The sequence below is a fragment of the Mycolicibacter terrae genome (assembly GCF_010727125.1).
Lineage (GTDB): Bacteria > Actinomycetota > Actinomycetes > Mycobacteriales > Mycobacteriaceae > Mycobacterium > Mycobacterium terrae.
Window position 1 is genome coordinate 1,568,184 of record NZ_AP022564.1, and the last position, 18,173, is coordinate 1,586,356.

The 18,173-nt window shown below is 69.0% G+C and carries 19 protein-coding genes and 1 pseudogene; 14 read left to right on the forward strand and 6 right to left on the reverse strand.

Features of this window, described 5'->3' with window-relative positions:
* Positions 1-30 precede the first annotated feature (30 nt).
* Complete coding sequence (locus G6N23_RS07615; protein WP_085261005.1) at positions 31-489, reverse strand: ferritin-like domain-containing protein; 459 nt, start codon at positions 487-489, stop codon at positions 31-33.
* The gene (locus G6N23_RS07620; RefSeq protein WP_085261006.1) at positions 486-1,004 is read right to left on the reverse strand and encodes a hypothetical protein; all 519 of its coding nucleotides are present in this window, start codon (positions 1,002-1,004) and stop codon (positions 486-488) included. The genes G6N23_RS07615 and G6N23_RS07620 overlap by 4 nt, the downstream gene beginning before the upstream one ends.
* A 186-nt stretch (positions 1,005-1,190) precedes the next feature.
* On the opposite strand from G6N23_RS07620, the gene rimP reads away from it, so the two are divergent.
* From rimP to G6N23_RS07670, 10 genes are all read left to right on the forward strand, one after another.
* The gene (gene rimP, locus G6N23_RS07625; protein ID WP_085261007.1) at positions 1,191-1,724 is read left to right on the forward strand and encodes a ribosome maturation factor RimP; all 534 of its coding nucleotides are present in this window, start codon (positions 1,191-1,193) and stop codon (positions 1,722-1,724) included.
* A complete protein-coding gene (gene nusA / locus G6N23_RS07630; protein WP_085261008.1) occupies positions 1,721-2,743 on the forward strand; it encodes a transcription termination factor NusA in 1,023 nt (340 codons plus the stop codon). Before rimP ends, nusA begins: the two co-directional genes overlap by 4 nt.
* A gap of 136 nt (positions 2,744-2,879) precedes the next feature.
* On the forward strand, positions 2,880-3,485 hold the full coding sequence (locus G6N23_RS07635; protein ID WP_133055474.1) for a hypothetical protein: 606 nt from the start codon (positions 2,880-2,882) through the stop codon (positions 3,483-3,485).
* Positions 3,486-3,545: 60 nt separating this feature from the next.
* On the forward strand, positions 3,546-3,911 hold the full coding sequence (locus tag G6N23_RS07640; RefSeq protein ID WP_085261010.1) for a YlxR family protein: 366 nt from the start codon (positions 3,546-3,548) through the stop codon (positions 3,909-3,911).
* 77 nt (positions 3,912-3,988) lie between these two features.
* Positions 3,989-6,715, forward strand: coding sequence for a translation initiation factor IF-2 (gene infB, locus G6N23_RS07645; RefSeq protein WP_085261011.1), 2,727 nt, complete (start codon positions 3,989-3,991; stop codon positions 6,713-6,715).
* A 45-nt stretch (positions 6,716-6,760) separates the two neighbouring features.
* Positions 6,761-7,240: a 30S ribosome-binding factor RbfA gene (gene rbfA / locus G6N23_RS07650; RefSeq protein ID WP_085261012.1), complete on the forward strand. Its 480-nt coding sequence runs from the start codon at positions 6,761-6,763 to the stop codon at positions 7,238-7,240.
* Positions 7,215-8,225, forward strand: coding sequence for a DHH family phosphoesterase (locus tag G6N23_RS07655; protein ID WP_085261013.1), 1,011 nt, complete (start codon positions 7,215-7,217; stop codon positions 8,223-8,225). Before rbfA ends, G6N23_RS07655 begins: the two co-directional genes overlap by 26 nt.
* 94 nt (positions 8,226-8,319) lie before the next feature.
* The gene (locus tag G6N23_RS07660) at positions 8,320-9,636 is read left to right on the forward strand and encodes an MATE family efflux transporter (protein ID WP_085261014.1); all 1,317 of its coding nucleotides are present in this window, start codon (positions 8,320-8,322) and stop codon (positions 9,634-9,636) included.
* 11 nt (positions 9,637-9,647) lie between these two features.
* Entirely contained in the window at positions 9,648-10,208 is a 561-nt protein-coding gene (locus G6N23_RS07665; RefSeq protein ID WP_085261015.1) for a sugar O-acetyltransferase, read from the forward strand.
* A gap of 391 nt (positions 10,209-10,599) precedes the next feature.
* Complete coding sequence (locus G6N23_RS07670) at positions 10,600-12,297, forward strand: hypothetical protein (RefSeq protein WP_133055475.1); 1,698 nt, start codon at positions 10,600-10,602, stop codon at positions 12,295-12,297.
* A 60-nt stretch (positions 12,298-12,357) separates the two neighbouring features.
* Here G6N23_RS07670 and G6N23_RS07675 read toward each other — a convergent pair whose 3' ends face one another.
* Positions 12,358-13,113, reverse strand: a complete 756-nt coding sequence (locus G6N23_RS07675; protein WP_085261017.1) for an enoyl-CoA hydratase — start codon at positions 13,111-13,113, stop codon at positions 12,358-12,360.
* A 33-nt stretch (positions 13,114-13,146) separates the two neighbouring features.
* Here G6N23_RS07675 and G6N23_RS07680 point away from each other — a divergent pair, with 33 nt between their 5' ends.
* Together G6N23_RS07680 and G6N23_RS07685 are read left to right on the forward strand one after the other, a co-directional pair.
* A complete protein-coding gene (locus tag G6N23_RS07680; protein ID WP_085261018.1) occupies positions 13,147-13,698 on the forward strand; it encodes a DUF1802 family protein in 552 nt (183 codons plus the stop codon).
* Between the two features lie 58 nt (positions 13,699-13,756).
* A pseudogene (locus G6N23_RS07685) lies at positions 13,757-14,065 on the forward strand (lipase family protein); the annotation flags it as partial.
* A gap of 48 nt (positions 14,066-14,113) precedes the next feature.
* Here the strand turns inward: G6N23_RS07685 and G6N23_RS07690 are convergent.
* A complete protein-coding gene (locus G6N23_RS07690) occupies positions 14,114-14,422 on the reverse strand; it encodes a hypothetical protein (protein ID WP_085261019.1) in 309 nt (102 codons plus the stop codon).
* A gap of 464 nt (positions 14,423-14,886) precedes the next feature.
* Here G6N23_RS07690 and G6N23_RS07695 point away from each other — a divergent pair, with 464 nt between their 5' ends.
* A complete protein-coding gene (locus G6N23_RS07695; RefSeq protein ID WP_133055476.1) occupies positions 14,887-15,195 on the forward strand; it encodes a hypothetical protein in 309 nt (102 codons plus the stop codon).
* Positions 15,147-15,944, forward strand: coding sequence for a DUF5642 family protein (locus tag G6N23_RS07700; RefSeq protein ID WP_234808614.1), 798 nt, complete (start codon positions 15,147-15,149; stop codon positions 15,942-15,944). The genes G6N23_RS07695 and G6N23_RS07700 overlap by 49 nt, the downstream gene beginning before the upstream one ends.
* Here G6N23_RS07700 and G6N23_RS07705 read toward each other — a convergent pair.
* Together G6N23_RS07705 and G6N23_RS07710 are read right to left on the reverse strand one after the other, a co-directional pair.
* Positions 15,897-17,531 carry a CocE/NonD family hydrolase gene (locus tag G6N23_RS07705; RefSeq protein ID WP_085261021.1) on the reverse strand — a complete coding sequence of 545 codons (1,635 nt, stop codon included), beginning with the start codon at positions 17,529-17,531 and terminating at the stop codon, positions 15,897-15,899. The two genes, G6N23_RS07700 and G6N23_RS07705, sit on opposite strands and share 48 nt — an antisense overlap.
* Before the next feature lie 6 nt (positions 17,532-17,537).
* Positions 17,538-18,128 carry a DUF3558 domain-containing protein gene (locus G6N23_RS07710; protein WP_085261022.1) on the reverse strand — a complete coding sequence of 197 codons (591 nt, stop codon included), beginning with the start codon at positions 18,126-18,128 and terminating at the stop codon, positions 17,538-17,540.
* Positions 18,129-18,173 lie beyond the last annotated feature (45 nt).

Here is an 18,173-nt window from a genome sequence, read left to right on the forward strand (position 1 = left end):
CTCCTTTCGCTTGGTCCGGCTGGGGCTCGCTCAGTCGCCGCCGCCCGGGAACGCCCGGGTGATCGGCCAGTTGCCCAGTGCTTGGTTCCAGTGCGCGGCCAGCACCGCGCTCTGGCCCAGTGCGGTCGCCGCGAATTCCCGGTCCGAGGGCTCGCGGGCCTGTTCGACGACGGCGCGCCAGGCTGTCGCGGTGTCGTTTTCCATCCGGACCGCCAGCCGCAGTGCGTCGTCGGAGGTGGTCAGCGGCATGGGCAGCTGATATCCGGCGGCGGCGGGCGGTATCGGAACCGAGCGGGCGGCGAGGATCGCGATGGTCCGGTCCCGGCGCTCGCGGTGCTGGCGGATGGTGGGAACCACCAGGTCGTTGAACTCCGGCAAGGAGTACGCCGACACCATCCCGTAGCCATAGACCACCCCGTATTCGGTGGCCAGGGCATCGCACAGGGCGGCGTCGGGACCGCTGAGCGCGCTGGGTTCGACCGAGGTCATGACTGCGTCACCAATGCGACCGCATAGGAGGCCGTGCAGGCCGCGGCGATCGAGGCCAGCAGCCCGGCCCGGTAGCCCGAGGAGGCGATGGCCAGCTTCCCGGCGCTGTCGGCCGCGGCCCGCAAGGCGTTGACCACCTGGGAAACCGTGGGCGCGGGCCCATCCGGCGCGCCGGCCGAGGTGGTGGTTCCGGCGAGCTCCGGTGCGGGCTTTGGGGCGGCCCGGGCGATCTCGGTGGCCAGCGCGCGGGCGTGTTCGGCCCGTTCCAGCGACACCCGGTCCAGTGCCGCGGCCAGCGCCTGCGTATCCGGCCCGGTCAGTGCGGCGCCGGCCGCGGCGGCCAGTTCGCTGTCGCGGTGCGCCAGCTGTCGTTGTGCTTCCAGGTCGTCGACGGCCGGTGGCGCGGGGGATGAGCCGCACGCCGGTGCCGCCAGGGCGATCAGGGCGAGCATCCCGGCGCCGGTCAGCACGCGCCGCCGGTCGATGGCGGTCAGGGGGCCGGACACCTCAGACATCCTGCCACCCCGACGTCGCCGGCCAGACGCGACGTGGCCGGTCGCGGGGCGACTGTTCGGCGGCAGCGCTTTTCCCGGTTTGCTGTGACCGTGCACGCCACGGCGTATCGTTGGTGGCTGGTTCCCGGCGCGCCTGGCGCGCGTGGGAACGCGTTCGTCCGGACAACTCAAGATGAGGAGCTCGCCGTGGCCACCGGGCTACCTTCGCAGACACAGGTGATCGAGCTGCTCGACGCTGAGTTCACGCGTGCCGGATATGAGATCGAAGACGTCGTCGTCGACGAGCATGCGCCGCTGCCGAAGATCACGGTGGTCGCCGACGGCGACACCCCGCTGGACCTCGACACCGCCGCGTCGTTGGCGCGCTCGGCGTCGGATCTGCTCGACGGCCTGGACTACGACGGCCAATACGTGCTGGAGGTCAGTTCCCCCGGGGTGCAGCGGCCGTTGACCACCCCCACCCATTTTCGGCGCGCCCACGGCCGCAAGGTTGAGGTGACCTTGTCCGACACGACCACCGTGACCGGACGGCTGGGTGTCGTCGAGGACGACGTCGTGACGCTGGTGGTGCGCGCCGGGCGGGACTGGAACCGTCGCCGGCTGCCGCTGAGCGAGATCGCCAAGGCGGTCGTGCAGGTCGAGTTCGCACCGCCGAGCGAACGTGAGTTGGAGTTGACGGGCCGTGGGCCCAGGGATGCGGGAACGGAGGCGGGCGGATGAACATCGATATGGCCGCGCTGCACGCGATCGAGGCTGACAAGGGCATCTCGGTCGACGTGGTGGTGGACACGATCAAATCGGCGTTGCTCACCGCCTACCGGCACACCGAAGGGCACCAGGCCGACGCGGTGATCGAGGTCGACCGCAAGACCGGCATGGTGCGGGTGCTGGCCCGCGAGACCGACGCCGACGGCAACGTCATCAGCGAATACGACGACACCCCCGAAGGCTTCGGCCGTATCGCGGCGACCACCGCCCGCCAGGTGATCCTGCAGCGGCTGCGCGACGCCGAGAACGAGAAGGCCTACGGCGAGTTCTCGGCGCGGGAAGGCGACATCGTCGCCGGCGTCGTCCAGCGCGACGCCCGGGAGAACGCCCGCGGCGTGGTGGTGGTGCGGCTGGGCACCGAAGCCAAAGGCTTCGACGGCGTGATCCGGCCCGCTGAACAGGCGCCCGGCGAAGGATACGAGCACGGCGACCGGCTGCGCTGCTATGTGATCGGGGTGACCAGGGGGCTGCGCGAACCGCGTATCGAGTTGTCCCGCACCCACCCGAACCTGGTGCGCAAACTGTTCGCGCTGGAGGTGCCCGAGATCGCCGACGGGTCGGTGGAGATCGTCGCGGTGGCCCGCGAAGCCGGTCACCGGTCCAAGATCGCGGTGGCCTCGCAGGTTCCCGGGCTCAACGCCAAGGGCGCCTGCATCGGCCCGATGGGCCAGCGGGTGCGCAACGTGATGAGCGAGCTGGCCGGCGAGAAGATCGACATCATCGATTACGACGAGGACCCGGCGCGTTTCGTCGGCAACGCCTTATCGCCGGCCAAGGTGATGTCGGTGACGGTGATCGATCAGGCGACGCGTGCCGCCCGGGTGGTGGTTCCGGACTTCCAGCTGTCACTGGCCATCGGCAAGGAGGGCCAGAACGCCCGGCTGGCGGCCCGGCTCACCGGTTGGCGCATCGACATCCGCAGCGACGCGCCGACCCACTCGGACAGCGAACCCGATCACGTTCCCGGATAAGCGTTCTTATTTGTCGCGCGCGTCAACTTCTGTGAATTACCCGTGATAATTCCGTGTGCAGGGCGTAGCGTTGAACCGCGCTCATACCTGAGTGTGAATCGTACGGGGGGTCTTTGCGATGAATTGTCGTCGATTTGTGCTTGCCATCGGCGCCTGTCTGGGTGCTGCGTTATCCGCCGGCCTCGCGGCCGCTGAGACGCTCCCACCCGGCGCTGTGTCTCCGCCGGGGCCGCCCACCGACGTCACCGACTACACCGACCTCGCCCCTTACTTCACCTACCACCAATCCACCTGGCCTTACAACGTCGCCGACGACAGCGGCAACATCGTCGGGACGTTCGGCGATACGCACACCAGCGTGACCGGAGGCATTCCCTTCTTGTTCGCCAGCGACGTGCGCGACGAGATCACCGATGGCACCGGTGCAGCCTCGGCGTGGACCGGAGCAGTGGACGACAACTTCACATTGCAGACCCTCGTAGGGATCTTGAGCTATTTCACGATCTACGGGAATCATTACATCCAGAATCCGGAGGGAATGTCCGATTACGTGACGTTCTTCAACTACACCTTTCCGCTTTTCGACACCTTCCCTGATGATCAGACTTCGACGGCGGCAGCCACCGTGGCGCAGGCCACCGGGGATACATCAGACCTGACCGGTTCGTTGGGATCGGACGGCGCCGACACCGGCTGGCTAGCGGATCTGGGCCAGTTGCTGGATATCGGCACCCTGTTCTGAGGTGCGACTGCCTGTGCTGAGTGTGTTCGGACCACCGTCGGAGTGTGGGTAGACTGAGCCGTGATCCAGCGCGAGACTCCGACGATCGGCTCGCGGACGCACCGCTCCCCGCAGGGACCGGTGCGCACGTGTGTCGGCTGCCGGAAACGCGAGTTGGCCGTCGAATTGCTTCGGGTGGTCGCTGTGTCAGGGGATGGCAACGAGGCCGTCACCGTTGACACGGCGGGCAACCAGCCAGGACGGGGTGCGTGGCTGCATCCCGCGCCGCAGTGCCTGCAAGCGGCGATCGGGCGACGAGCGTTCGCGCGCGCGCTGCGGATCAGCGGTTCCCCGGATGTATCCGGGGTGGAGGAGTACTTCGATCACCAGATCGGCTCACCGCCTCGGCTAACAGAACAGGTAGCGAAGAACATGAGCACACCGTGAAGTCCCGATGACCATGCGTCATAGCTAAACCCGAGGCGCGGCCCACTACCGCTGTCGCCTCATAGACAGGAGAAGTAGTGGCAAAGGCCCGCGTACACGAGTTGGCCAAGGAACTCGGTGTCACCAGCAAGGAAGTCCTCGCCCGTCTGAGCGAGCAGGGCGAATTCGTCAAGTCGGCGTCCTCGACCGTGGAAGCCCCCGTCGCACGGCGGCTGCGCGAGTCGTTCGGCGGCGGCAAACCCGCAGCCAAGAGCAAAGAACCCGCGCCGGCGGCGCCCGCCAAATCGGCCGTCCCGGCCCCGCCGAAGACTGCGCCGGCCGCAGCCGCTGACGGCCCGGCCGTCACGGCCGAGGCCCCTGCGGCCCAGCCTTCGGCTCCGGTCGCGCCCGCCGCCGAGGCGCCCGCTCCCGCGGCGCCGCCACCCGCCCCGGCACAACCCGGCCCCCCGCCGGCAGCTCCCGGCCCCCGGCCCGCAGCACCGGGTCCCAAGCCCGGCGCCCGGACACCGCGCGTCGGCAACAACCCGTTCTCATCGGCGCAGCCGGTCGAGCGCGCCATCCCGCGTCCGCACCCGCAGGCACCGCGGCCGGGAGCACCCCGGCCCGGCATGCCGCGTCCCGGTGGGGGCGCGACACCCGGCAACATGCCCGGACGCACCAGCAACTTCGGCGCTCCGGGCCGCCCGGCGCGGCCCGGAGGCCCGCCCCGCCCCGGCGGCGGCGGCCGTCCCGGCGCTCCCGCCGGGCGTCCCGGCGGCCCCGGCGGTAACTACCGCGGTGGCGGCGGTCCCGGCGGTCCCGGCGGCGGAGGCGCCCCTGCGGGCGCCGGCGCCGGAGGTTTTCGGGGTCGCCCCGGCGGCGGCGGCCGTCCCGGCCAGCGCGGTGGCGCGGCCGGCGCGTTCGGCCGTCCGGGCGGCGCACCCAAGCGGGGCCGCAAGTCGAAGCGGGCGAAACGCGCCGAATACGAAAACATGCAGGCGCCGGTGGTCGGTGGCGTGCGGTTGCCGCACGGCAACGGCGAGACCATCCGGTTGGCCCGTGGCGCATCGCTGTCCGACTTCGCCGAGAAGATCGACGCCAACCCGGCCGCGCTGGTGCAGGCGCTGTTCAACCTCGGTGAGATGGTCACCGCCACGCAGTCGGTCGGCGACGAGACGCTGGAGCTGCTCGGCAGCGAGATGAACTTCGTCGTGCAGGTCGTCTCACCCGAGGACGAGGACCGTGAGCTGCTGGAGTCGTTCGACCTGACCTACGGCGAGGATGAAGGCGGCGAAGAGGATCTGCAGAGCCGCCCGCCGGTCGTGACCGTGATGGGCCACGTCGACCACGGCAAGACCCGCCTGCTGGACACCATCCGCAAGGCCAACGTGCGCGAGGGCGAGGCCGGCGGCATCACCCAGCACATCGGCGCCTACCAGGTGGGCGTCGACTTCGACGGCTCCGAGCGGCTGATCACCTTCATCGACACCCCCGGTCACGAGGCGTTCACCGCCATGCGTGCCCGCGGCGCCAAGGCCACCGACATCGCGATCCTGGTGGTCGCCGCCGACGACGGCGTCATGCCGCAGACGGTGGAGGCGATCAACCACGCTCAGGCCGCCGACGTGCCGATCGTGGTGGCGGTCAACAAGATCGACAAGGAAGGCGCTGATCCGCAGAAGATCCGCGGCCAGCTCACCGAATACGGCTTGGTGCCAGAGGAATTCGGTGGCGACACCATGTTCGTCGACATCTCGGCCAAGCAGGGCACCAACATCGCCGCCCTGGAGGAGGCGGTGCTGCTGACCGCCGACGCCGCCCTGGACCTGCGGGCGAACCCCGACATGGAGGCCCAGGGTGTGGCGATCGAGGCGCACCTCGACCGCGGCCGCGGCCCGGTGGCCACCGTGCTGATCCAGCGCGGCACGCTGCGGGTCGGCGACTCGATCGTCGCCGGCGACGCCTACGGGCGGGTGCGGCGCATGGTCGACGAGCACGGCGACGATGTCGAAGAGGCGCTGCCGTCGCGGCCCGTCCAGGTCGTCGGCTTCACCTCGGTGCCCGGCGCCGGCGACAACCTGCTGGTGGTCGACGAGGACCGGATCGCCCGCCAGATCGCCGACCGGCGCAACGCGCGCAAGCGCAACGCCCTGGCGGCGCGGTCGCGAAAGCGGATCTCGCTGGAGGACCTGGACTCGGCGCTGAAGGAAACCAGCCAGCTGAACCTGATTCTCAAGGGCGACAACGCCGGTACCGTCGAGGCGCTGGAAGAGGCCCTGATGGGAATCCAGGTCGACGACGAGGTTGCGCTGCGGGTGATCGACCGCGGAGTCGGTGGCATCACCGAGACCAACGTCAACCTGGCGTCGGCGTCGGATGCGATCATCATCGGCTTCAACGTGCGCGCCGAGGGCAAGGCCACCGAGCTGGCCAACCGCGACGGGGTGGAGATCCGCTACTACTCGGTGATCTACCAGGCCATCGACGAGATCGAGAAGGCGCTCAAGGGCATGCTCAAGCCCATCTACGAGGAAAAGGAGCTGGGCCGGGCCGAGATCCGTGCGCTGTTCCGGTCCTCGAAGGTCGGCAACATCGCGGGCTGCCTGGTCACCTCCGGCGTCATGCGCCGCAACGCCAAGGCGCGGCTGCTGCGCGATTCCGTGGTGGTCGCCGAGAACGTCACGGTCTCCTCGCTGCGCCGGGAGAAGGACGACGTCACCGAGGTCCGCGACGGCTACGAATGTGGTCTGACGCTGACCTACAGCGACATCAAGGAAGGCGACGTCATCGAGACCTACGAGCTGGTGGAAAAAGCACGCGCCTGATGAGCGAAGCGAAGAAGACAACCCACACGGGCAGGCGCGGTCGTCATGGCTGACCCGGCCCGGGCGCGCCGACTGGCCAAGCGGATCTCGACGATCGTCGCCTCGACGATCGAGTACGAGATCAAAGATCCGCGGCTGGCCGGGGTGACGATCACCGACGCCAAGGTGACCGCTGACCTGCACGACGCGACCCTGTACTACACGGTGCTGGGCCGCTCCCTGGACGAGGACCCCGACTATGGCGGTGCCGCCGCCGCCTTGGAGGGGGCCAAGGGGGTGCTGCGCTCCAAGGTCGGCGCCGGCACCGGGGTGCGGTTCACCCCGACCCTGACGTTCGTCCGGGACACGGTCCCCGACACCGCCCACCGGATGGCGGAACTGCTGGCGGCCGCGCAGGCGGCCGACGCCGACCTGGCCCGGATCCGGGAGGGCAAGCAGCCGGTCGGGGATCCCAACCCGTACCGGGAGGCCCCGGGACAGCCGGGTGCCGAAGACAGCGGTGACGGTGAGCGATCGGGCGACTGATCCGGCGCCTACGGGCCGGCGCGTCGACGCCGCCGGAGCCGTGGAGCTGCTGGCGGGCGCAGATACGTTGGCGGTGATCTGCCATGTGCATCCCGACGCCGACACCATCGGCGCCGGACTGGCGCTGGCGATGGTTCTTCGGCGGTGTGGCAAGTCGGTCCAGGTCAGCTTCGCCCGCCCGGCCTGTCCTTCCGAGCTGCCGCAATCACTGCGGTCGTTGCCGGGCGGCGAGTTGCTGGTCAGCCCCGAGACCGTTAACCCCGACGTCGATCTGGTGGTGACGGTCGACGCCTCGAGCGCTGATCGGCTCGGGGCGCTGCAGGAGCTGGCGGAGGCCGGTTCCGAGCTGCTGGTGATCGATCACCATGCGTCTAATCAATTGTTCGGTACGGCGAATTTCGTTGACCCGACCGCGGATTCGACGACGATGTTGGTGGCCGAGCTGATCGACGCGTGGGGCGAATCGATCGACGCGGACGTGGCGCACTGCCTGTATGCCGGGCTGGCCGCCGATACCGGCTCGTTCCGGTGGGCCAGTGTCCGGGCCTACCGGCTGGCGGCGCGGCTGGTCGGTGTCGGAGTGGACAACGCGGCGGTCGCCCGCACCGTGATGGACACCCATCCGTTCGCCTGGCTGACGATGCTGTCGCGGGTGTTGTCCCAAGCGCAGCTGCTGCCCGACGCGGTGCAGGGGCGCGGGCTGGTCTATGCCGTGGTCGATCACGCCGAGTGGACCGCCGCGCGGCCCGAAGAGGTGGAGAGCATCGTCGATATCGTGCGCACCACCGAGCAGGCCGAGGTGGCGGCGGTGTTCAAGGAGGTCGAACAGGGCCGCTGGGCGGTCTCGATGCGGGCCAAGTCGGCGGTGGACCTGAGCGCGGTGGCGCTGTCTTTCGGCGGTGGGGGGCACCGGCTGGCGGCCGGCTACACGGTCACCGGCGGAGCGGACGACGTGGTCGCCGCCCTGGTCGCCGCGCTGGCCTGATGCGCCCCACCTCCTCCCATGCGCGGGCGTGCGTGTTTGCGCACGACACGCCGCGAAACTCTGGCATTCGGCGCACGCTCGCGGGGGAGCCGCGATGAGCGACAGCAGCGCCGCCGGCGGACGCCAGATCGCGGCGCTGGCGCTGCCGGCCCTCGTGGTGCTGGCCGCGGAACCGCTGTATCTGCTGTTCGACACCGCGGTCGTGGGCCGGCTCGGGGCGCTGGGTCTGGCCGGCCTGGCAATCGGCGGGCTGGTCCTGGGGCTGGTCGGCTCGCAGGCCACCTTCCTGTCCTACGGGACGACGGCGCGCTCGGCGCGCCACTTCGGTGCCGGCGACCGCACCGCCGCCGTCGCCGAGGGGGTGCAGGCGACCTGGCTGGCGCTGGGCCTGGGTGCGCTGATCGTCATCGTGGTGCAGGCCGCGGCGGCGCCGCTGGTGTCGGCGGTCGCGGGCCGTGACGACATCGCGCAGGCGGCACTGCCCTGGCTGCGGATCGCGATCTTCGGAGCTCCGGCGATCCTGGTGTCACTGGCCGGCAACGGATGGCTGCGCGGAGTGCAGGACACCGTACGGCCTCCACGCTATGTCGTTGTCGGCTTCGCGCTTTCGGCGCTGCTATGCCCGCTGCTGGTGTTCGGAGCGCTGGGCATGCCGCGCTGGGGCCTGGCCGGCTCCGCGGTGGCCAACTGCGCCGGCCAGTGGCTCGCCGCGCTGCTGTTCCTGCGGGCACTGCACTGCGAGCGGGTCCCGCTGCGCCTCGACGGGGCGGTGCTGCGGGCCCAACTGGTGATGGGACGCGACCTGATCGTGCGCTCCCTGGCCTTTCAGGCCTGCTTCGTCTCGGCGGCCGCGGTCGCGGCGCGATTCGGGGCCGCGGCGCTGGGTGCCCACCAGATCGTGCTGCAGCTGTGGACCTTCCTGGCGCTGGTGCTCGATTCGCTGGCCATCGCCGCGCAGGCCCTGGTCGGAGCGGCCCTGGGCGCCGGCGACGCCGGCCACGCCAAGGCCGTGGCCGGTAGGGTGACGGTGTTCTCGGCGGTCGCGGCCGCGGTGCTGGCCGCGTTGCTCGCCGCCGGGTCGGTGGTGCTACCGGCACTGTTCACCGGTGACCCGGCGGTGCTGGCGGCGATCGGGGTACCGTGGTGGTTCCTTGTCGCCCAATTACCTGTTGCCGGAATCGTTTTCGCCCTCGACGGAGTCCTGCTGGGAGCCGGCGACGCCGCATTCATGCGTACCGCCACCGTGATCAGCGCGCTGGCCGGCTTCCTGCCGCTGACCTGGCTGTCGCTGATGCTCGATTGGGGTTTGGCCGGGATCTGGTCGGGACTGACCACTTTCATCGTGCTGCGATTGGTGTTCGTCGGGTGGCGGACGCTTTCCGGGCGGTGGGTGCAGGCCGGCCGCCCGTAGGATCGGCTGATATGAGCGCGCAACGGGATCGGATGCTCCGCGGGGCGCTGTATCGCACCGACGATCCCGACCTGGTCGCCGACCGGCAGGCGTGTCAGCGCTTGGTGGCTGCTTTCAACGGCACCCACCCCGATGACGACGCCCGCCGCCGAAACCTCTTGGGCGAACTGCTCGGGGCCTTTGGAGAGAATTCGGTGATCATGTCCCGATTCTGTTGTGACTACGGCAAATACATCAGCATCGGCGCCCACTGCTTCATCAACTATGACGCGATCATGCTCGATTGCGCACCCATCTCCATCGGTGACCATGTGTCGATCGGCCCCCGCGCTCAACTGTTGACGGCGCGACATCCGGTCCGCGACATCGACGCCCGGCGCGACGGCTGGGAGTCGGCGGCGCCGATCACCATCAGCGACAACGTCTGGCTGGCGGCCGGGGTCATCGTCTGCCCCGGGGTGTCGATCGGTGCCGACACGGTCGTGGGCGCCGGCAGTGTGGTGACCCGGGACATCCCGGCAGGCGTTGTCGCAGTGGGCAATCCCTGCCGGGTCATCCGGGCGATCCGCTGAACCGGGCCCCCGATTCCGCCCCGAGCCACCACGTAGGCCGTGCCGATCAGGCCGTCGGTTCAGCAGAAGCGCAGCGAGCGCCGCCGGGCCGAGAACATCCACGCGGATCGCCGCGGCGGCGGCGCGAAGGGTCCGTCCGGGTACGCCGGGATAGCGCGCCGGGGGCGGCTCCCGGTCGGGATCGGCGACGCGTCCCCGCCGTCGCATTACGGTAACGCTGCGTTCGCCAAAAATATGAAAAAAACCTGCATGGCCTATCTATACATTTAGGTTACTCGCGGGTAGCATTCGTCGGGTTGTTACCGGTGGCACATCGACTGTCTGCAGGGGTGTAAGTCACCGACCGTCGTGAAAGCAATTGGGAGGAATGACAGGAATGATGCATTATCGCTTGATAGCCGCTGGTCTGACCGCTGGTGGGGGGCTGCTGACTGCCGCGTTTCTGCAGGCGGCTGTGGCGGTCGCCGGTCCCGACGACGCTGTGGCCCCCAGCGCCACCGGAGCCGACGCCTTCACGATCGGCGGCTTCACGTTCGACCCGTTCACCGGAAGCGGCTCCTCGGCGGCTGAGGGCTTCTCCCTTGTTCACCCGCTCACCGGGTCGGCGCCGCTGCTGACCCTGGGCGGCGGTAGCCCGGGGGGCCTGCTGCCCACCGCTCCGCAGAGTTTCGACGTCTTCGGGACCGATGGCACCAGCCTGGGCAGCATCGACTCCAGCGTGGTCGTGACGAACCTGGCCGGCTTCACCAACACCGAGTTCACCGTCACCGCCGCCACGGCGGCAGACGGCGGATCGGCGGCGGATCTGCCCGTCGCGGGCTCGGTCTACGACGTGTTCAACTTGGGTGGTGGCTTCGCGAACATCTACGTCGCCACCCCGGGCGAGGACGGAACCGTCACCGACACGTTCGTGACGCCCTGGGGCAGCACGGACCTGAGTTCGATGTTCGCCGGTATCAACGCGGCAGACCCGCTGCAGCCCGGCGACGCGTTCGCGGCGCTGCAGGCCGGGGCGTCCGGTGGCGGCGAGGACGCCTTCGCCATCGGCGGTCTCACCCTGGACCCCTTCACCGGAACCGGTGACTCGGCACAGGAGGGGTTCACCCCGATCGCCGCACTCGGTGGCGCAGGGCCCTTCCTGGCCATCGGCGGCGCATCGCTGGGTGACCCCAGCCAACAGGGAAGCGGTCTTGCCTCACAGGACTTCGACGTCTACAGCGGTACCGGCGACGACGCCACGCAGATCGGCACCATCAACACCGCGGTGGATGTCACCAACCTGTTGGGCATGACCAACACCCAGCTCGTCGTCACCGACGGCTCGGACACCGGCGACGGCCTTCCGGCAGCGGGAACGATCTACGACGCGTTCAACTTCGGCGGCGGTTTCGCCAACGTCTACGTCGCTACCCCGGGTGAGGACGGCACCATCACCGACACCTTCGTGACGCCGTTCGGAAGCATGGACCTGAGCTCACTGTTCAGTGGCATGGGCGGCGGGATCTCGCTGGACCCGGGAGCGGCGTTCGGCGCCCTGAGTGACAGCGCCGTGGGTGAGGACGCCTTCACCATCGGCGACACCACCTTCGACCCGTTCACCGGATCCGGGGCCGACACCACCCCGGGTTTCGCGCCGGTCTTCCAGACGGTCGGCGCGCTGCCACTGCTCAACATCGGCGGCGGCACGCCGGGCCTCGATCTGGGCGGTACGTTCTTCCCGCTCCCGATCACGTCGCAGGATTTCAACATCTATGACGGGACCGACCTGCTGGGCACCGCTCACGCCCAGGAGACCGTCACCCAGCTGTTGGGCCTGACCACCACGGAGTTCGTCATCGACGGTGTCACGCCCGGCGATGGTGACGCCGCGGACCTGCCGGAGCTCGGTTCGGTGTACAGCGTGCTGAACCTCGGTGGTGGCTTCGCCAACGTCTACTCGGCCATTCCGGGTCTGGACGGTGCCGACAGCACTGTCACCGACACCTTCGTGACCCCGTTCGGCGACTTCGACCTGAGCTCGTTGTTCGGTGGATTCGACGCCTCGGCCCTGATGGACCCGGGCGACGCGTTCCTGGGGCTCGACATCTAAAGATTCAGGCAGCAGACACGGCCCGGGCGGTGCACCAGAACCGCCCGGGCCGTGTTCTTGTCACTGCACCTGGGCGCGCCCGCGTTCCAGCACGGCCGCCCGGTTGGCGGCGACGTCCGCGCTGCTCACCCGGCTCATCCACTGCTTGGCCGCCATCGCCTCCATCCACAACCCGGTGGCGGTCTGCGACTCGTCGATGCGGTGATAGGAGCCCAGCAGCGCCCGTACCGCGGCCTGGTTGTTGCCGACGATCGACGCAGCCACAGCGCGCGCCGCGGCCGCCAGCTCGGTGTGCGGCACCATCTCGGTGACCAGACCTGCTCGCAGCGCATCGGCGGCCGACAGGTAGTCCCCGGTCAAACTCATCCGGCGGGCCAAGCCCACCCCGACGCGTTGGGGCAGCCGCACGCTCAGCCCCCAGCTGGGCATCAGTCCGACCCGGGCGTGGGTGTCGGCGAAGCGGGCCTGGTCCGAGGCGATCAGGATGTCGCAGTACAGCGCCAACTCCAGCCCGCCGGTCACCGCCGCGCCGTTGATCGCACCGATCACCGGCTTGGTCAGCGCCGGCCACTGCGGTGAGATGTCGGGCAGCGCAGTCGCATCGCCGAACTCCTTGAGATCCAAACCGGCGCAGAACACCGGATCGGCGCCGGTGAGGATCATCACGTCCACATCGGCGTCTGCGTCGGCGTCGGCCAGCGCGCCGAAGATGGCATCACGCAACGCGCGGGACAGCGCATTGCGTGCCTGGGGACGGTTGAGGGTCAGGGTACGGATACGGTCCTCGGTCTGGACCAGCAAAATGTCGTCGCTCACCGGTTCACGGTAACCCCGACTACCCTGAAGGGAATGCGCGGTATGGCGTTGAAGGAGTGGAGCGCCGTCGTCTCGGCCCTGCTTTCCGGCAGGCAGCGAATCCTGCTGCGCAAGGGCGGCATTCACGAGAAGCGCTTCGACGTCACCGCCGAGGAGTTCCTGTTGTTCCCAACGGTGGCGCACAGCCATGCCGAACGGGTCCGCCCCGAACACCGTGACCTGCTCGCGGCAGCGGCCGCCGATTCCACCGCCGACAAGCTGCTGGTGCGGGCCGCGGCGAAAGTCGTTGCGGCGCTGCCCGTGGGGCGGCCCGAGGCGCTGGATGACCTCGCGGACCTGCACATCTGGACGCCTGAATCGGTTCGTGCCGACCGGCTGGATTTCCGGCCCAAACACCGGCTGACGGCGCTGGTGGTCCAGGTGTTTCCGCTGGCCGCACCGGTGCGGTTGGCGCGCAGCCCCGACTATGCCGGCTGCAGCAGTTGGGTGCGGCTGCCGATCGCCGATCCGGAGCTGGGTGCCCCGGTGTTCACCACCGAACAGCTCGAGGCGGTGACCGTCCGGGTCCGCGACACCGTCGCCTGACAAGGCGGGTCAGATCTGTCCGTGGTTGGGTGGCCGGACAGCGGTCAGCTGCCATGCGCCGCTCAAGACGATTTTCGCCTCGCAGCGGGTCGGGAACATCAAACCCAAAGGACCGGTGTATATCTCGCACAACCGTTGGGACCCGTTGGCGCCCTACACGTCGGCTCGTGACACCGCGCGCGACTGGTGCAGGTTGGGCGCTGACGTCGAACTGTGGACCAACGAACAGCCTCCGTTCCTGAACAAGATGGACATCAACATCCTGCTGCCGCAGTTCGTCGATGGTGAGCGGAGCATGGCGTGGGTCAGCGATCGCTTCAACGGTCTGCCGACCAACTCCAACTGCGCGGCAATCCAGGCCGAGTGAGGGTCGCCGGGGCTCACGGCGAATGCGAACCCGGCGGTCGCGGCGGTGTTACCGCCGGGATCGCAGGGTCCGAATGATCTGTGCCGAGAGGTCCGGGTCGGACAGCAGCTGGTCGATCAGCGCCGTCATCACCTCCTGCCCGGTGATCCGGGCGCATCCCACCCGGTCGGCGGCCTCACGCTGCCACATATCCAGCCCGCGGTGTTGGGCCGGCGACAGATCGACGGTGCGGCGGGTTCGGGTTTGACGCAGCGGGATCGGTTCCGTCGGCTTCATCCCCGTCTCACCCGCCGGTGCCCAGCCGGTGCCCGGGATGCGGAGACGGCGGTCGTCGACGGGATCGCTGGCAGTGCTCATCGTGTGGACCTTCGGTAGCGGTGGAACCTCTGGCGCACACGCCAGAGTAGTCCGTCAACCGTCGCCTTAGGCCACGACGCCGGATCGGATTGCCTCGTCAATGTGGCCGGACCGACCACCACGAATGCGCTGCTTGACGATCGCGTGCTCGCATGCGCGCGGGATCGCAGATGAGGACGGCCCCAATTATACGAACCATTATCGGTGCAAGGTTAATAAAATATGAGACGGGCTAGTTCGATCATGATTCCATTAAATACGGACCTACGTGAATCAGTGGATCAGTAGATCAGTAGATAGCATGTCACCTGCAATAACAGCGGAATCCGCGATCGTCGCAATGGTCGGCGGAAAGAATGGACTGCGAGCAGAAAAATGTCGGCGAAACCATTGTTGAGCCTCGTCTCTGGTGCTATTCTGCACAATATCAAGAGAATTCGGGAATCTTGACGAGGGAGGAAATCATGATGATTTCACGGAATTCGTGCCGACGCGCGGCGGCCGGGGCGATCGGAGCCGGCGTGTTTGCCGGTGCGCTGTTGTCGGGTGCTGCGGGGCCGGCGCAGGCCGCCCCGGAGGGATTCCCGGCATCCCCGCCGGCCACGGTCCAGGTCGCCGACGCCCCGCCTGTGCTCGTCGGTCAGCCGCAATCCGCGGGTCCCACCGTGCTACCCGCAGGCTGGCAATCCGGGCCGATGCCGCAGTGGTGGGGGCGGCATCACTGGTGGCACCATCATCACCACTTCTGGCACCACTGGTGGTGGTGGTGGTGACCGCGATGGCGGTCACACCGAAACCTGATGGCGGGCGGCGAACTGCCGCCCGCCGCGGGCTGGTGCTATTGGCCGCACTCGGTGTCGGGGGAACGCTCGCCGGGTGCGGTACCAGTACCGAGATGGCTCCGGCGGGGCCGGTTGTGTCGCAGCCGCCCGCCGCTGAGCCCAGCCCGGCACCGTACGACATCTCGCGGGTCGACGCCATCAAGGACGACTTCCCGGCGGGCTTCACCGCGCAGGCACACCCGGCGAAAACGCTGGGAGAGCAGGACATCGCCGGGTCTGCGGTCGCCGCGTTCACCGACGCCCAGGTCGATCCGCCGCAGTGCCGGTCGGTGGTCATCCCGCCCTACGTCGATCCGAAGGCCGGCACCGAAGCCGCCGGTGTGATCGGGCAGGGCGACCAGGGAAACATGTATGTTGTAGCCCTGCGGTCACCGAATCCGATTGCGGCTGGGGATGATCCGGCAGGCTGCGACCGGATATCGCTGTCCGGTTCGCCGGAGGCGACCGGGACCGTGGAGCGTATACCGGCACCCGCCATCGCCGGCGCCACCACCACCGGGGTCAAGCTGTCCGTCGAGGATCCCCAGGAGGATCCCGACTACCTCTACACAGCGGCACTCGACGACCGGACATCGATCGTCGTGATGGGCAGCGCCGACGCTCAGTTGGATCCGCAGCGGCTGATGTCGGACCTACTGGTCAAGGCCGTCACCGCGGTCCGCGGGCAGCAGCAACCGTGATCGGCCGAACCGGACAGTGTGCACCGCCGGTTTCACCCGGGTTGCGCTGATCGGCGCCTCGCCGGTACCCGGATTCGTCGCGTAGCGGGGGTGGTTGCCGCCTCCGATCAGCACGCGGATCCGGCACCCCGCGGGGAAACGGCGTGCGATGGCGTCCAACTCGATGCGCACCGGTCCGGTGTGTTGCCGCAGCCGCCGGTAGCCGTCGGTGACGTTGACCGAGCGGCCGCGGGCATCGACCTCGCTGACGCGGACGAACAGGTCGGCGTGGGGGATGTCCGAGCTGTGGTCCAGCTCCAGCACCGGGACACCGCACACATCCAGATCCTCGGCCAACGCCTCGCCGGTGAAACTGAGCATGTCGGCCCGACGCTGCAGGCGACTGTCATCGCGATACCCGGCGGCCGGTGACAGCAGTCGCCCCCCGATCGTGGGGGGAGGATCGGCGGGGTCGAACCGGAAGGTGGCCGGCGGGGCCGCCGCGTCGGGCGGGATCGCCGCCAGCGTGCCGCCGGGCTGCAGATAGCACGCGTGCGCGGCTTCGGCCGGTTCCCAATCCGGCCGGTCCTGCCAGCCCCGACCGGCGACGAAGATCCGAACCCGGCTCGGACGCGTCGGGCTGCCCGAGCCCCGCAGATGGGTGTCCAGCCACTGCAACGACTCGGCGGTGACCCGGCCCAGGCCGCTGGTCAGCATCTGGTTGTGGGTCCACGGCCCGATGGTCATCGCCACGTCGACGCCCCGGTCGCGCAACGCCCGATACTGGGCCAGGGTCTGATCCAGGAACAGGTCTTGCCATCCGCCGAGCAGCAGCACCGGCACCTGGGAGCGTTCCAGTGCTTCGGGGTGGCGCAGCGAATCCCAGAACGGGTCGTCGGCCTCGGGGTGTTCGACCCACGACTCGTACCAGGGTGAGCCGGCGCCCAGCAGCTTGCGGCCGGCCGCACCCAACGGCAGTCCCGCCGCGGCGCGCTTCACCCTGCGTTGGGCGGTCAGCTGGTGGATGCCGGCCCGGATCCGGGGGCGGGCCTCCTGATGTGCCATCAAGTGGCTCCAGCCCAGAAAGTCGTTGAGGGCGAACGCCCCGGCGCCCCAGGTGGACCGGTACAGATCGTGCGGCCCCACGGTGATGACGGCTGCGGCCAGTTCCGGTGGCGGATCGGCCAGCAACGCCCACTGGGTGAATCCGAGATAGGAGATCCCGATGGTGCCGAAGGAGCCGGTGAACCAGTCCCTGGTGCGCAGCCACGCCACGGTGTCGGCGCCGTCGGCGGCCTCGTTGACCATCGGCTCGAACACGCCGCCCGATCCGAAGGTGCCGCGGACACTCTGCAGAATCACCCGGTAGCCGCGGGCGGCGTACATCCGGGCGAACACCAGCGAGAACGGGAAGCCCCGGCCGTACGGGCAGCGCACCAGCAGCGTGCCGCCGATGTCACCGGTCGGCTCATAGTGGTCGGCCAGCAGGGTGAGCCCGTCGCGCATCGGGATGCGTTCCCGGTGCACGGTGTAGCCGGTGGTGGGCGGGGGCAGTCGTCGCAGCGCCCGGTTCAGGGCGACATCGGCGAGGCGTGGAGTGGTTTTCACTCCTGATCAGTATTTGTAGTGAGGCGCCAGTTGGTGGGCGCGCATCAGGTTCTCGGTGGGGCAGTCCACGTCCGGGCTGGAGTACACCGGTGAGTAGTACAGCGACTGCTGGATCAGCCCGTAGCTGGTCTTGAACGCCACCATGCAGGAGAACCACCACCGGTTGTTCCACTCGGTGGGCTTCATCACCCAGTACTGCGCCGCCCGGTGCCCGTTGATGTCCATCTCGATCGCGTCGGCGGGGATGGTCTCGTCGTAGCTGCGCCACACGAACGTTTCGACGGCCATCTGGTAGTTGCCGGCGTCGAATTCGCAGCGCACGCCCTCCACCGGCTTGGGCGGGGTGAAGGCCAGGCCGAGCTGCGCGATGACGTCAAACGGGATGTCCTCGCAGGCGTCGAACGGGCGGGGGTTGGTCAGGTTGACCGGCTTGCTGGAGGTCGGCGGCGGTGCCAGCGGGGCGGCGGTGGAGCGCAACTGCACCCCGTTCGCCCCGGTGGCGGCAGAGCTGCTGCTGGGCGGCGACTGCTGCCAGACCATGACGACGGCCATCGCCAGCGCGCTGAACGCCGTGGCCAGACGCAGTTTGGTGAGCATCCCACTCCTCGCTTCCGCCCAGACTTTCCCCGGGAGTGTACAAGT

Excerpts from the sequence above, each read along its gene's own strand:
- G6N23_RS07615 (WP_085261005.1), bottom strand. The coding sequence starts at position 489 with ATGACCTCGGTCGAACCCAGCGCGCTCAGCGGTCCCGACGCCGCCCTG.
- G6N23_RS07620 (WP_085261006.1), bottom strand. The coding sequence starts at position 1,004 with ATGTCTGAGGTGTCCGGCCCCCTGACCGCCATCGACCGGCGGCGCGTG.
- G6N23_RS07680 (WP_085261018.1), top strand. The coding sequence starts at position 13,147 with ATGCGCGGTATGGCGTTGAAGGAGTGGAGCGCCGTCGTCTCGGCCCTG.
- G6N23_RS07695 (WP_133055476.1), top strand. The coding sequence starts at position 14,887 with ATGATGATTTCACGGAATTCGTGCCGACGCGCGGCGGCCGGGGCGATC.
- G6N23_RS07710 (WP_085261022.1), bottom strand. The coding sequence starts at position 18,128 with ATGCTCACCAAACTGCGTCTGGCCACGGCGTTCAGCGCGCTGGCGATG.
- nusA (WP_085261008.1), top strand. The coding sequence starts at position 1,721 with ATGAACATCGATATGGCCGCGCTGCACGCGATCGAGGCTGACAAGGGC.
- G6N23_RS07690 (WP_085261019.1), bottom strand. The coding sequence starts at position 14,422 with ATGAGCACTGCCAGCGATCCCGTCGACGACCGCCGTCTCCGCATCCCG.
- G6N23_RS07660 (WP_085261014.1), top strand. The coding sequence starts at position 8,320 with ATGAGCGACAGCAGCGCCGCCGGCGGACGCCAGATCGCGGCGCTGGCG.
- G6N23_RS07665 (WP_085261015.1), top strand. The coding sequence starts at position 9,648 with ATGAGCGCGCAACGGGATCGGATGCTCCGCGGGGCGCTGTATCGCACC.
- rbfA (WP_085261012.1), top strand. The coding sequence starts at position 6,761 with ATGGCTGACCCGGCCCGGGCGCGCCGACTGGCCAAGCGGATCTCGACG.